This is a genomic window from Halohasta litchfieldiae (assembly GCF_002788215.1).
GTDB lineage: Archaea > Halobacteriota > Halobacteria > Halobacteriales > Haloferacaceae > Halohasta > Halohasta litchfieldiae.
Genome location: NZ_CP024845.1, coordinates 1,308,346 through 1,323,104, shown reverse-complemented (window position 1 = coordinate 1,323,104; position 14,759 = coordinate 1,308,346). Strand labels below are relative to the sequence as shown.

The 14,759-nt window shown below is 54.8% G+C and carries 10 protein-coding genes and 1 CRISPR repeat array (1 of these 11 running past the window's edge); of the genes, 9 read left to right on the top strand and 1 reads right to left on the bottom strand.

The genetic code is table 11. The features are described from left to right. Positions 1–79 precede the first annotated feature (79 nt). The gene (locus tag HALTADL_RS06705; protein ID WP_089673181.1) at positions 80–724 is read left to right on the top strand and encodes a helix-turn-helix domain-containing protein; all 645 of its coding nucleotides are present in this window, start codon (positions 80–82) and stop codon (positions 722–724) included. Positions 725–997: 273 nt separating this feature from the next. Here HALTADL_RS06705 and HALTADL_RS06700 read toward each other — a convergent pair whose 3' ends face one another. Continuing rightward, positions 998–1,825, bottom strand: coding sequence for an IS5-like element ISHli2 family transposase (locus HALTADL_RS06700; protein WP_076611936.1), 828 nt, complete (start codon positions 1,823–1,825; stop codon positions 998–1,000). A 468-nt stretch (positions 1,826–2,293) separates the two neighbouring features. On the opposite strand from HALTADL_RS06700, the gene cas6 reads away from it, so the two are divergent. From cas6 to cas2, 8 genes are read left to right on the top strand one after another with little or no spacing between them, the layout of a single operon-like run. Further along, a complete protein-coding gene (cas6, locus tag HALTADL_RS06695) occupies positions 2,294–3,100 on the top strand; it encodes a CRISPR-associated endoribonuclease Cas6 (RefSeq protein ID WP_089673855.1) in 807 nt (268 codons plus the stop codon). Further along, entirely contained in the window at positions 3,087–5,246 is a 2,160-nt protein-coding gene (gene cas8b / locus HALTADL_RS06690; RefSeq protein WP_089673856.1) for a type I-B CRISPR-associated protein Cas8b/Csh1, read from the top strand. Before cas6 ends, cas8b begins: the two co-directional genes overlap by 14 nt. 1 nt (position 5,247) lies before the next feature. Beyond that, positions 5,248–6,330: a type I-B CRISPR-associated protein Cas7/Csh2 gene (gene cas7b, locus HALTADL_RS06685; RefSeq protein WP_089673857.1), complete on the top strand. Its 1,083-nt coding sequence runs from the start codon at positions 5,248–5,250 to the stop codon at positions 6,328–6,330. Positions 6,331–6,332: 2 nt separating this feature from the next. After that, on the top strand, positions 6,333–7,130 hold the full coding sequence (gene cas5b, locus HALTADL_RS06680; RefSeq protein WP_089673858.1) for a type I-B CRISPR-associated protein Cas5b: 798 nt from the start codon (positions 6,333–6,335) through the stop codon (positions 7,128–7,130). After that, complete coding sequence (locus HALTADL_RS06675; RefSeq protein ID WP_089673859.1) at positions 7,130–9,751, top strand: CRISPR-associated endonuclease Cas3''; 2,622 nt, start codon at positions 7,130–7,132, stop codon at positions 9,749–9,751. Before cas5b ends, HALTADL_RS06675 begins: the two co-directional genes overlap by 1 nt. Next, complete coding sequence (cas4, locus tag HALTADL_RS06670) at positions 9,748–10,296, top strand: CRISPR-associated protein Cas4 (protein ID WP_089673860.1); 549 nt, start codon at positions 9,748–9,750, stop codon at positions 10,294–10,296. Before HALTADL_RS06675 ends, cas4 begins: the two co-directional genes overlap by 4 nt. Positions 10,297–10,298: 2 nt before the next feature. Continuing rightward, a complete protein-coding gene (gene cas1b / locus HALTADL_RS06665) occupies positions 10,299–11,291 on the top strand; it encodes a type I-B CRISPR-associated endonuclease Cas1b (protein WP_089673861.1) in 993 nt (330 codons plus the stop codon). Between the two features lies 1 nt (position 11,292). Then, positions 11,293–11,553: a CRISPR-associated endonuclease Cas2 gene (cas2, locus tag HALTADL_RS06660; protein WP_089673862.1), complete on the top strand. Its 261-nt coding sequence runs from the start codon at positions 11,293–11,295 to the stop codon at positions 11,551–11,553. 102 nt (positions 11,554–11,655) lie between these two features. Next, positions 11,656–14,759: a CRISPR direct-repeat array (repeat unit 30 nt; unit sequence GTTTCAGACGAACTCTCGTGAGGTTGAAGC) (it continues 2,568 nt past the right edge of the window).

The following is a 14,759-nucleotide window of genomic DNA, read 5'->3' as shown; positions in this document are numbered from 1 at the left end:
TGAGAATCTTATCAGCGCTACACATATCCTTGAGCAGAACTATCCTCGCAGTTTTTTAGCCGAAAACCTTTACTGAGTTATGAATATTGCGACCTTCCAGCTCGATCATGAGGCAGTCGGTCTCAACCAAGCATTTGGACAGGTTCCCAAAATGCGAGTCGAAGCCGAACGAGTTGCTGCTCACAGCACTGAGTGGACGATGCCGTGTTTATGGATTTCAGGCACAGATTTCACTGCAATAGACGAAGCACTCTCGTCCGATCCGTCGATTGAAACAATCGTAGAAGCAGCCGAGTTTGCTGACGAGAAATATTATATGGTAAAGTGGGCTGACGCCGTCATGGAACAAATAGCCCGTTACACCAACCAAGGAGGATCGATTCTGAGTGCGACTGGGACTCCTGAAGGATGGCGGCTACGGTTTCGATTCGCTGATCGTGACCATTTTGACTCCTTCCGTAAAGCCCTGAATGATCAGAACTATTCATATTCGTTATTAGAACTCACAGAACCAGACAAACCTCGACTGTCAGTTGGAAATTTGACGCCGAGACAGCGAGAAGCCCTTGTGACTGCTTGGGAACATGGCTACTATAAGATTCCACGAGAGGTTTCGGGCGAGGAGATCGCAGCAGTACTTGGAATATCTCACCAAACGCTTTCAGAGTTGCTTCGACGTGGGACAGAGAAACTCATTAAGTCACAGCTGGTGACAACCGAATAATCCTGCTCCAGTTTCGGTAAGAACATTCGTGCCCCTTATTTAAAAGGCAGAATGAGCAGGGGTGGAAGTCATTTCGTTAGAGTACCCATGTTAGTTTGGGATTCTCCCATCCCATCAAGTGATTCCTTCCCCCAAAATCACCAGTTGCCCTCCTCTCACAAATCAGAGTGCCAAATGCCCCCACATTGGGCACTCTTTGATAGAGAAACCACTCCGCTAGTGCCCCCGTTTCTCTATCAACGGCTCTGGTGAATCGCCAGAAGGCGTTTGATTTCACGGTTTCACGGCTCGCTTGATGTTGTAGACCGCACACATCAGAACGATCTCACGAAATTCGCGGTACCACGCTCGGGCACGCACCGCGTGGCCGAGCGTTCGCTTAATCGTTGAAAAGACGGTCTCAGACAGCGCTCGTTGGCCGTACAGAGACTCATCGATGCGCGCGTTATGCGCGCAATCGACGGGTCGGAACTCACGGTGCTTGATCAGCGGTCTCACGCCTTCTTCGCGCAATTTCTCGCGTAATTGCATCCAATCGTAGCCTTTGTCGGCGGCGAGGCTGGCAATCTCGCCCGCGTTGCGGCGGGCGAGTTGCCAGCCGATCTGCGTGTCGTGACGTTTCTCGGTCGTACAGTGAACGTTGAGTACAGCTTGTGTTTGTGTATCGACGAGAGCGGTCGTTTTCAGTGTTTGAACGCGGTAATTCGTGCGGCGGCAGTAGTGCTTGCTGGCGGTTTCACGGTCGAAGAACGTCGCGTCCATCGCGGCGTGATCCGCGGTGTCGTGCAGCTGCGCCGAAAGGCGCAGCAGCACTCGCCAGATCTTCATCTGTAACCTGTCAAACGACTTTACTAGCGTCGAGTGATGCGGGAGATCGCCCTCTTCGAGGCCGATTTCGGCCAAAATATGTGGCATCTCGCTCAAGAGATCGAGCGCCTCGCGGTAGGATTTCTCTAGGTAAATCCGGAGACAGTGAAGCGAAACGACGGCGTAGTCGGCGAAGCCCCCACCCCCTTCGGGGGCGGCGGCTTCGCCTCGGCCACCAACAGCATTTTTAGCTAACGACACCGCCTTGCTCGTGAAGCGGGAGATCTTCGACATAGGCATCGACAGTCTCCCGCTTCAACTCCTTTGAACTGACGACCTATCCCGACGCAGTGTGGCGATTCACCAGAGCCTTTCAGACGAACGCTTGTGCGGTTGAAGCCGTTGGCGCTGCGCTCGGTTGGCGGTCGCGACTGGTTTCAGACGAACGCTTGTGCGGTTGAAGCCGAACATTGCTCAATGCGCTCCAAGACTTCTCTCCCGGTTTCAGACGAACGCTTGTGCGGTTGAAGCATTCCCTTCGTGCCTTGAATCAGCCACTCCCAGACTGTTTCAGACGAACGCTTGTGCGGTTGAAGCTCATATCTTATCGCCTCCCAAATGGTGCGAGGACAGTTTCAGACGAACGCTTGTGGGGTCCGTTCTACTTTCACTGCGCTTTACATTCTTTTATATACTGTCTGTGAGTATTAAGTATTGGATGACATCCCCCAATCACAGAGGTGAGTCCAGTAAGTGCGCGTAATGGCTCACCTATCCGCACGTGCAGACACGGTATACCAAAATGACTACCACGACAAGCTCCGCGGTCGACTCTGGGGTGCCCTATCAGGAACCAAATACGATGAGCGACACGACTCGGGTAAACCACCAGGGTTCTCGTTTTCTAACCCGTTCCCCCCACATGATATGCAGGAGGGTGACGACCGCAAACTGCTAGTTGCCTCTCCTGACGAGGAACTGCTCGCCAACGTCGCTGCGGACCTACTTGAGGAGCCGGAGCTCAATATCGGCGAGATGCCGTTTCACGTCGACGATGTAACCTCACTCGAACCCGACGTGGGAGAACCCGGAACACGAGGGACGATTGAATCCGGAACCGGCCTGCTAGTCCGGATACCGCCGTGGCGGTGCGAAGAGTACGGAATCGACCATCCCGGTGGCGATACGGCCGTCTTTTGGCAGCCTGAACATACAACGAAGCCGCTTCGAAAACAGGTAGAGGCCAACCTCGATCAGAAGCACGAGTTGTATGCTCACGATCACTTGCCCGGACCGAGTGATGTCGACGGCGACTTGTTCGACGGCTACGAACTTATCAAGACCTTCGCCGTTCCGGTGACGGTGACCGAAGGTCAGGAGATGACCTACGTCTTGAGCAAGTGGAAGTTCAGTTATACCGTTCGAAATGACCATCACCGTCGACACCTGAATCTCGCACTCGACTGCGGGCTCGGCGAACGAAACTCGTTGGGACTCGGGTTTATAAATATCACCGACAAGACTCGACCCGGCGAGAGCGAACTGGAGGAGCGGGATGCTTTCGCCTGAGGCATTCCGCGAGTCCTATCCCGAAGACGAACTGGCCGAGGAGCTACCCGACTCACCTATCGGATCACTCCGGGATCTCCAGTACCTCTACGGGAAACTCTACACACTCGCCACGACAGGCGGCGGCGAGTACGCCCCGTATCTCACACCCGATGCAGCCGGTGATCTTGTCGACACTGATGACAGCCTGATCGTCGTCCGGGTCGATGTTTCTGGTGAAGAGCCACAGCTGGCCGACGACGATATCGGCCCCGTTCAAGTGAGGAGATACACCAAAGACCTGATTCAGCAGGTCGGTCACTGTAAGTATCCGGCAGCTCGGGGGATTGACCACAGCGTGACCCACCAGGCTGGGCGAAATAGCGACCCCGAGAAGTTGGCTCGGTACGCTAAAGAACGGTTGACCAAATGGGCCACTGATGATGTAGTAACCGAGACAGCCGACGAACATCCGGATGGCTGGATTATTGACCGGCTTGCCGAAATCGGTGATAATGAGACGGCGCTCGAAACAATCGAGGAGACACTCACGCGGAAGCTTGGTGGCGAATCGGCGACATCGCTGCTGACAGTACAAATAAAAACTGAGTCTGACGGCGACTACCAATGGCCTGGAGATATTGACGTGTTCCGTGAGGCGATGCGCCAGCGGAAGCTCTCAAAGCTTGTCACCAAAAACAAGGCCAAGGACTCATCTGGCGACGCGACAGACCTCGTCACCGGTCGACCTGCTCGGACGGTCGGCACGTCCGAGGACCCACAGAATTACTTCCTCGGCAAACAGCTTGAGAAGTTCCCCGGCCTCGACATAGAAAACGCGTGGCGCTCCCACCCGATTTCGGAGGACGCCGCGATCACGGTGATGAACGCCGAGACGTTCGTCGAAGCCTGTACCTATCGAACCTTCGGCGCGAAAGTGTACTATCTACCATACGTGTTTGGTCGGCTGACCCCCGAAACGGTGTATCAACTGTATGGCCTACTGTACAGGGTTGTCGAAGACGGCGGCGACACAACGCCTATCGAACAAGCGCATATCGACCAGCGAGAACAGGACCTTGCTGATCAGCGATTCCGGTTCTATGTCTCAGCAGTCATGCCGCATCAGATGTCCCGGTATGACGTATTCGGTGAGACGCTGAACGGTCGACTCCACTATCCAAAGGAACTCGCGTTCACACACAACCGATTTGTCGAGACCGTCTCTGTGTTCAACACCAGTACAGAGTGGACTGCACCATTACCGACAAACGAGAAGTGGGGGCTACTCTCCGGGAGCGATGAGCAGCTCCACGCTGTCGCAACTGGCTGGTACTTTTATCAGACGTTCGCCGAGCGCGACGATGACGCTGCGGACGCCGACGATCCACGGATCGAGGCGCTCGTCAGCGTGCTGAGTGGCGATGCAATCAGCGTCGATGTCCTACTTGGAGAGTACGTCGACCGAATCATCGACGACCAGACCGACGAGGACGACCACGAGGGCTTTCCAGCGTTTCTGGTCGCCAGCCAGTTCGCTCAACTCTGTGCGCTGGCCGACGCCGACGACCTTGATCTGTTGAAAACAACCGACTCGAGTAAAGAACCGATCACCTACGAACCGAGCTACGAGAGACATACAATGGACAATCATTTTGCCGCAGATGGGGGCCACCCCGCCGAACCGAAACTCGAATCGTTCATCAATGACACACCCGCGCTGTCGCCAGACCACGACGATGATCCCGAATCGGTCTCTAGCGAGCGCCGTGGGGCGTTCCTCCTAGGCGCGCTTGTCGGCGATATCGGGAGCTATCAGGAGTACAGCGAGAACCGCTCGACGACGCTCGTCGACCAGTATCCGGTCAAGTCGATCACCCGGTCACGTATTAAAAAGGTCACTCAGGAGACGGTCGCCAAGACGCTGACCTATACACGAAAAGAAAAGAAACAGAGCGGGATCTATCCTGGAACGAAGGCCGAACACATCGTTGAACGACTTCGCGAGACGATTCTCGATCCAGATCCCGACGACTGGGAGATCGACACTGACGACCTCCGCTTCTACTACGCCCTTGGCGTAACTTACGGAATGAACGACCACCCAGATTGGAACCAGACGGATAGCGACGCAGACGACCCAGCCGAAACCGAGGAGGAACACTAATATGTCCGACACTATCGACACCGTGACGAACCGCTCAGAAATCGTCTTTCTGTACGACGCCGTCGACGCCAACCCGAATGGGAATCCACTCAGTGGCTCAAATCGCCCACGAATCGATCCACAAACCCAGCAGGCTATCGTCACCGATGTTCGACTGAAACGGTATCTCCGCGACCAGCTCGATGACGACGGCCACGGCGTCTACATCCGCAACGTCCAAGAAGAGGGTAACCAGTTCACCCGCGGTGAACTGCTCGAAGATCGACTCAAAGCCGTCGACTACGATGACTACGATCTCAAGGACGACGAGGAAGCCGACCAGTTCCGCGAGGACGTGTTCGGCGAGTTCCTCGACAACAGCGTCGACGTGCGCTATTTCGGTGCGACGATGTCGGTCAACACAGACGATGCCTACGCGAAACATCTGCCGGATCACTTCACAGGTCCGGTGCAGTTCTCGCCCGGCAAATCGATCCACGCGGTCAACGAAAACGAGGAGTACGACAGCCTGACAAGCGTGATCGCAACGCAGGAAAACAAACAGCAGGGTGGGTTCGATCTCGACGACCACCGGATACAGTACGGGCTGATTCGGTTCCACGGACTCGTCGACGAACACGGTGCCGAGGATACCAAACTCACCACGAGCGATGTCGAACGACTCGATACGCTCTGCTGGCGGTCGATCAAAAATCAGACGATCAGCCGAAGCAAAGTTGGCCAAGAGCCACGGCTTTATTGCCGCGTCGAGTACGCCGACGAGAGTTTCCATCTCGGCGGCCTCGATAGGGATCTCGAACTCGACCCCGACAACTCGAAAGCCGACGAAGAGCTGCGGACAGTTCGAGATCTGACACTCGACGTAGAGGGATTCGTCGACCGGCTCGAAAACGCGAGCGACCAGATCAAGCGCGTTAGAGTCGTCGTCAGTGATGTGTTGGATCTCTCTGCTGGCGACGAATCCGGTGGACCTGACGTTCTCTACGATGCACTCCGTGAGGCACTCGGAGCGGACATCGTCGAGATCGTCGATGTATACAACGAACACACCGCAACGCTTCCGACCGACGGCGACACTGCCTAACGATGGGACAGCAATCGTTGGGCGAGTGGTCGACCGAGAGTGATGGTTCGCGCCCGAAGCGCTGTCTCTCGTTTACCATCCGTGGTCCATGGGGACATTTCCGGCGGATCGAGGGCAATATCGTCAAACAGACCTACCGAATCATCCCACGGACGACCGTCGCTGGCCTGCTGGCCGCCGTTGTCGGCATCGAGCGGGACGGCTACTACGATCTGTTCGCCCCCGAGGAGTCAGCAGTCGCCATCGAACCGGTCTGTGAGATCCGGACGATCAATATGCCGATGAACACGCTATCGACGGCGAGCGGCAATCTCCAATCACTCAACGGACGGGGAAAAATCAGCGTGAAACTCCCCGATCCGACGACACTCCGGCAACAGCACAACTACGAAGTACTGGTCGAGCCAGCCTACCGTATTGATATCTCGCTGTCGGACGACGAGTGGTATACTGAACTCCGAGAAATGCTCACGGCAGGGAAATCACACTATGTCCCAAGCCTCGGCCTCTCCGAGCATCTCGCGGAAATCAAGTATCACGGGGAATTCGATGTCGACGCAGGACCACAGGGTGAGTCTGTAGCAGTCGATTCAGCAGTTCCGAACGCGGTCGACGATATCGTTCTCGATGCGGGCACACGCTGTCAGATCGAAGAATCACCGGCGTTTATGCGGGCAGATTCCGGTGGCCGGACGACAACCGGATTCACGACCTACGCGTACAATCCGGATGCGAACCCACTGACGGTTGCCGATATAGAGACTGCTCGTGTCGACGGGCGGACCGTGGTGTTCGTCTGATGGCCAGTCGGTACTCTCATCCACCGGAGAACGGCCATGACGGTGTCGAACTGGTCGACCATCTCGAAGATGTTGCCCGCCGCGTCCGAGAAATCGTTCCTGTCGACGCCGAAACACCCGACGGAGAGTCGCTTCCGGATGTCGTCGAGATACTCGCGTACGTACACGACTTCGGTAAAGCGACGACGTTCTTCCAAGAGTATTTGCTCCATTCGACAGAGCCGGATTTCAAAGAGTACCGATACCATGCACCAGTCGGCTCGTTTGCGGCCTACTACGCGCTTGATGCTCAGGGGTTCGAAACCGAGACCTGTTTGGCGGGTTTCGTTGCGGTCGCCAAACACCACGGTCAACTCACGGATGTCGTAAAATACATTCACGACCGTTCGTACCGTCGCAAAAACGTCTCAGCCGGTTCGTTCAATAGTGCTGAACGACAGCAGACGGCAATTGCAGAACAGTTGGCGGATATCGAGACCCATGTTCCGGAACTTGCAACCAAACTGTTTGACAAGGCGACCAACAAGGCGGGTTCATGGGAGTCGTTTCGAACATCGTTTACCGATGGGCTGCTCGACGAGATTGCTTCGGCCGTCGAGACGGTCGGAAGCGGAGCAACGATCAGTCGAGACTCGTTGTCCGACTCCTGTTACGGACTGGTTCTCGAATGTTGGGGGTCGCTCGTGCTCGCAGATAAGACGAGTGCCGCAAGCCGAAGCGAGGCTACAGGAACCGAACACTCACCCTACGAGGCGGAGCAACCCGCATTGCAGGTGTTGGATGAGTACGTCGACGATCTCGAATCGTCGTCGCCTGCTGATCCGGATGGAAGTCGAACGGAACAACTGAACTACTACCGGTCACGTGCCCGGTCGACTATTGTTGAAAACGCCGCGGCATTCGCCGAGTCCGGTGGTGGGGTTGCGACACTGACGCTACCGACAGGCATGGGAAAAACACTGTCCGGACTGTCGGCCGCCCAGACGATTCGTGACGAACTCGGCGGCCAACGGGTGATTTACGCGCTACCGTTTACGAGTATTATTGATCAGGTCGTCGACGAACTCGAAGAGATCTATGAGACGGACACGCTTGGTCGGCTGCTGACGGCCCACCACCACCTCTCGGAGACCACAATCGTCGACGAGACCGATGAGGATGTCGACAAAGCCGACAGAAACGACGACGTTGCTGGGATGCTCGCAGAAGGATGGCGGGCCGGATTGACGGTAACAACCTTCGTCCAACTATTCGAGAGTCTCGCCGGACCAGCGAACACACAGTCGATGAAGCTACCAGCTCTTCGCGATAGTGTGGTGATCCTCGATGAACCACAGAGCCTCCCGCTCGACTGGTGGAAGCTCGTTCCTCGCCTCATCGAGATGCTGACCGAGCAGTACGATGCGACAGTGATCGCCATGACTGCTACCCAACCCCAACTGTTCGACGAAGCGACGGAACTGGTCGACGATCCCGACGTATACTTCGAGACGACAGCCCGCGTCCAGTACGAACTCGACCGGTCGACCGAGCGGTATATCGACGCCCAAGAAGGGCCGAAATCGTACGCCGACGCAGCCACCGAGCTTCACAACGCTGTCGAGTCCGGTGAGTCGACACTCGCAGTCTGCAACACAATCGATAGCGCGAGGACTCTGTTCGATCACGCTACTGATCTCGAAGCGTCGCTCCTGAGCGTGGGTGAGGTCTATGCAAACGCACTCGAAACCGTCGAGACAACAGCCGACCTCGATCCAACTGAACTGGCAGCCGAGATCGTGGACAGCGGCGACCAATCAGTACTCCACCTTTCGACACGACTTCGGCCGGTAGATCGACTTATGCTGATCGAAACGGCAAAAGAACTCACAAAGCGTGGGCATGGCCTGCTGGCTGTCTCGACACAGCTCGTCGAGGCTGGTGTCGACATTAGTTTCGACCGAGTCTACCGGGATCTGGCCCCCATCGATAGCATCGTGCAGGCGGCCGGACGCTGTAATCGGTCGTTCGAGCGGGACCGAGGCCACGTTACGGTTTGGTGGCTCGACGTTCCTGACGAACAACAAAAAACACCTGCAGAGGCAGTGTACAATCGCGGTGCGACACTGCTTCCGGTGGCGGCCGAGACGCTCGATTCCGTTCGTGGTGAAGAATCTGTGCTGTCGGAAAGAGCTGTTGCTCGAACAGCAGTCAAGCAGTATTATAAGACACTCCACGAGCAGAAGGACGTTGGCAAAGCGGCATACGCGGAGTATGTCGACGACGCGAGAGGAGACAAACTGGCGGAGTTGTCGCTTATTGATCAGCGAAATGCTGTCGACATTGTTATTTGTCGAACCAATGCCGAACGAACTCGCGTTGAGAACGTCCGAGAAGCGTGGCGAAACTACGATTTCGACCAGGTTCGTCGACTGATGGACGAACTCAAAGAGACGAGAGTATCGATTCCAGTATATCGAGGCGAGTCGGACAAAACTGAGAAACTCGGACAGTTGAATCCGATCCACTCGGATTCCGATGTATTGTGTCTCGACATTCGGGAACACGGTCTCGGCCAGTATTTTAACGAGAGTACCGGGTTCGTGATACCTGATAGCACTGCTGAGAGGCGGATACTGTGACCGACTCGGACCCAGTCGGCCGCCTCCTCGCAACCGCCCGTGGCGAACCAGTCGACGATCCCTTCCGCGTGACGGGCGTGATGATGCAGTACTACCACGTCTGCAAGCGAGAACTCTGGTTCGAAAGCCGGAATCTCGAAATAAACCGTGAGAACGCGACTGTCGTTCGTGGGACACGAGTCGACGAGACAGCCTACAGCGACAAGCGCGAGAACCTTCATTTGGGTATGATCTCGCTGGATCTCTTGGATGACGGTCGCGTCGTTGAAATTAAACCTTCCTCGGCACTCACCGAGCCCGCTGAGATGCAGCTGTCGTACTACCTCTGGTATCTCGACCGCGTTGCAGATGTTCAGCGCGATGGCGTCCTCGCCCATCCCCGAGAACGAAATCGAGAGCCAGTTGAACTAACTGACGAGCGCGTCGAAAAAGTCGAAGCAGCGGTTCGAGGGATTCACAGCATAATCACCCAGTCATCGCCGCCACCGGCTGAGGAAAAGCCGTTCTGTGACTCCTGTGCATACCACGACTTCTGTTGGTGTTGACAATGGATAGAAACTACCACGTGTTTTCCGACGGCCGACTCGAACGCAACGACGACACCCTTAGACTCGTTACTGAGGACGACGAGAAAAAATACATTCCAATCGAGAACGCTGAGGCGTTCTTTCTGCATGGCCAAATCGATTTCAACACTCGATTGATGTCGTTCTGTAACGAACATACCGTTGCACTCCATGTCTTTGGCTGGGAGGATTATTACAGCGGCTCCGTGATGCCCAAGCGCGGCCAGACCTCCGGCAAGACGGTTGTCGAGCAGGTTCGGGCCTACGAAGACACACAGCACAGACGCCAGCTTGCGGCCGCAATCATCCGTGGAAGCATTCACAATATGCGGACAAACGTGGTCTACTACAATGGCCGCGACCACGATCTCGAAACTGAAATCAGTGATCTGGAAACTGCAGCAGGGCGTGTCGACACGAGTCTCCCGATTGACGAGTTGATGGGAATCGAGGCGACCGCTAGAAAGGCCTACTACCGGAGCTTCAATGAAATCCTGCCGAGTGAGTTCCAGCTTGCCCGCCGAGAATATAATCCGCCGCCGAACGAAATTAACAGTCTTATTTCGTTCGGTAACTCACTGGTGTATGCCAACTGTGTTTCGGCAATCAGAGCAACCGCTTTGGATCCGACGATCAGCTATCTGCATGAGCCCGGAGAACGCCGATACTCGTTGTCACTTGATCTCGCAGATCTCTTCAAACCGTTACTCGCTGATCGAGTGCTGTTCCGTCTCGTGAACCGACAGCAGATATCCAGTTCTGACTTCGAGACCGAACTCGGGTCGTGTCTCCTAAACGAGAGCGGGCGAAAAACATACACAAAGACGTTTGAAGAGGCACTTGAGAGAACGGTCGACCATCCAGAACTGAATCGGAAGGTTAGCTACCAGTATCTGCTTCGGCTGGAAGCCTACAAACTGAAGAAACATCTTCTCACTGGCGAAGAGTACGATTCGTTCAAGCGATGGTGGTAGTATGTATGTCGTGATGGTGTACGATTTAGAAGCTGAACGGACTCATAAGGCTCTCAAATTGGGTCGACGGTATCTGACCCACGTTCAAAACTCAGTTCTTGAGGGTAAAATTTCAGAGGGTGATCTCAAAACACTGCAAAACGAAATCGACGATCTGTTGAAACCAGGAGAGTCGACGATCATCTACGAATTGTCCTCAGATACACTGCTCAACCGTACCGTGTACGGTGAAGATCCCACCGAGGATCAACGGTTTCTCTGAGTTTCCGTCAACCCCCCGGGGGTTTGGGGGTGATTGGGGGTCGACCGAAGTGCTTTAGTATAGCCGTCCGGTAGAGAGCTTGTGACCCGTATTTCGGGCATGGTTTCAGACGAACTCTCGTGAGGTTGAAGCACTTTCCTCTACTGGATCATCGTAGGGATTCCGAGTTTCAGACGAACTCTCGTGAGGTTGAAGCGCCTACGGCCCGAAGGGATCGGGCAAGACGACGTTCGTTTCAGACGAACTCTCGTGAGGTTGAAGCCGCCACAGAGTTGCGGGACGTACTTCTTGAGCGCGTGTTTCAGACGAACTCTCGTGAGGTTGAAGCCTCAGCCGAGTCATCGCCATTCGTGTGTTCTCTTGTTTCAGACGAACTCTCGTGAGGTTGAAGCGAATCGATACCAACCTCTTCGGTGAAATTGCCTCGTTTCAGACGAACTCTCGTGAGGTTGAAGCAGTTGTTATTGATACTGAAACTGATTATTACATCAGTTTCAGACGAACTCTCGTGAGGTTGAAGCGAATCTGAAGAGAACATCGGGATACTGGCACACCGGTTTCAGACGAACTCTCGTGAGGTTGAAGCAGCCTATCTGGCTACGATCCAGTCGAATCTCCTCAAGTTTCAGACGAACTCTCGTGAGGTTGAAGCGAACATATCAGTAGGAGCATAGTCCCGACCAATTGTTTCAGACGAACTCTCGTGAGGTTGAAGCAGTGGTAACCGAGGGTATCCCTTTGAGGGACCGAGGGTTTCAGACGAACTCTCGTGAGGTTGAAGCTAACTGTCGGGACGTGGTTTTCGGCCGTCTTACATGTTTCAGACGAACTCTCGTGAGGTTGAAGCCCCGCAGCGTCCGACTGTGCTATTGTTCACGTTGATGGTTTCAGACGAACTCTCGTGAGGTTGAAGCTATTTCACTTACGACATATCGCGCGGAGAGGGCACGTTTCAGACGAACTCTCGTGAGGTTGAAGCGTTCGACTCGATCAGCGCGTCCCAGAACACCGTAGTTTCAGACGAACTCTCGTGAGGTTGAAGCATGTTCACGACACCGTGTTCCGCAGCCATGGATTGGAGTTTCAGACGAACTCTCGTGAGGTTGAAGCGGTCCATCGACGTCCTTCGTCGTGGGCTGAATAAAGTTTCAGACGAACTCTCGTGAGGTTGAAGCTTCCGAATCGAGGCCGTTGCCCTCCATCGTAATTTGGTTTCAGACGAACTCTCGTGAGGTTGAAGCTCCATGACCCACACCGTTGCGAGTACGCCCACCACGTTTCAGACGAACTCTCGTGAGGTTGAAGCATGGACTACCGAGATGTCAGTCCAGCGCAGGTCAATGGTTTCAGACGAACTCTCGTGAGGTTGAAGCCGAATGGGATTATCCAGCGCCAGTGTGCGAAGACTGGTTTCAGACGAACTCTCGTGAGGTTGAAGCTTTACCAACGTCAGAGGCCCCGACGACCACTCCGAGTTTCAGACGAACTCTCGTGAGGTTGAAGCCCGTTCAATGGCAACCACAAGGCCATCGCGTCGTCGTTTCAGACGAACTCTCGTGAGGTTGAAGCGAGTTACAACACTGGGTTGATACCTTCAGTAGTAACCGTTTCAGACGAACTCTCGTGAGGTTGAAGCCACCGCTGTCCGATCTCATACCACCCGGCAATGTCGGTTTCAGACGAACTCTCGTGAGGTTGAAGCGGAGGTGTCCCCCGATGGGTCATCTCCCGGCATGGTTTCAGACGAACTCTCGTGAGGTTGAAGCCTGTTGAGTCGCAAAGAACTCATCCACCGTGGCGACAGTTTCAGACGAACTCTCGTGAGGTTGAAGCAGGCCTCCGAGCGGCGATTTTGTTAGCGAGTACAAGTTTCAGACGAACTCTCGTGAGGTTGAAGCATGGTCGTTCCGTCGTCGAATTCGACCACGACAGACAGTTTCAGACGAACTCTCGTGAGGTTGAAGCTTGAACAAAGCCGCCAACTTCGCAGCTCCCACCGGGTTTCAGACGAACTCTCGTGAGGTTGAAGCAGGTATCAGAGGATGCACCACCAGCAGCCAGTCGAGTTTCAGACGAACTCTCGTGAGGTTGAAGCGCGCTTTTCGACGAGGACCGACCCGATAACGAACGGGTTTCAGACGAACTCTCGTGAGGTTGAAGCTCGATCTCCTGGTCCGACCCCGACGACTGGCATAGCGTTTCAGACGAACTCTCGTGAGGTTGAAGCGACTTCGACTATTTCAGGGACAAAAGGACTCGAAACAGTTTCAGACGAACTCTCGTGAGGTTGAAGCAACTTCGGCGGCTACTCACTCTCGACGGCGTGGGTGAGTTTCAGACGAACTCTCGTGAGGTTGAAGCGACATTGCAACTCAAACAAAGGCTCGGCTTGACTTAGTTTCAGACGAACTCTCGTGAGGTTGAAGCACTGATCAACCTACCGGGGGGCATCTTCTATCGCACGTTTCAGACGAACTCTCGTGAGGTTGAAGCCGCTTCCTGCGTGTGCTTTCCGCGGGGTTTCACAACGGGTTTCAGACGAACTCTCGTGAGGTTGAAGCTGTGGACGCACACTGGCCGCTGTGTGATCTAGGGTGGTTTCAGACGAACTCTCGTGAGGTTGAAGCCGCGGTGTGTTGCTACTCGAAGACGCCCCGCAACAGGTTTCAGACGAACTCTCGTGAGGTTGAAGCTATCGCACGAAGGCGATTTACACGTACCAGCCAAGTTTCAGACGAACTCTCGTGAGGTTGAAGCAGGGTGGGGGAGAGAATCGGGGGGGAAAGTAACAGTTTCAGACGAACTCTCGTGAGGTTGAAGCGACCGTGACAGACACTCCGGTGGGGGCGGCGAAGTTGGTTTCAGACGAACTCTCGTGAGGTTGAAGCGCGATACAGTCACCGGTGTTTTCTCGAAGGTCAAAAGTTTCAGACGAACTCTCGTGAGGTTGAAGCGAGTCCTTAGTGTAGTCGGTCCACCCGTCGAAGATAGTTTCAGACGAACTCTCGTGAGGTTGAAGCAAAGGGCAACTCGTCGAAGTCGAACAGTCGGATACGTGTTTCAGACGAACTCTCGTGAGGTTGAAGCATCACCAACGAGGGGATCTACGAGGGGCAGTTCGAGTTTCAGACGAACTCTCGTGAGGTTGAAGCCGTGGAAACCGGCGACGACTCGTCGGAGAGCTGCGAGTTTCAGACGAACTCTCG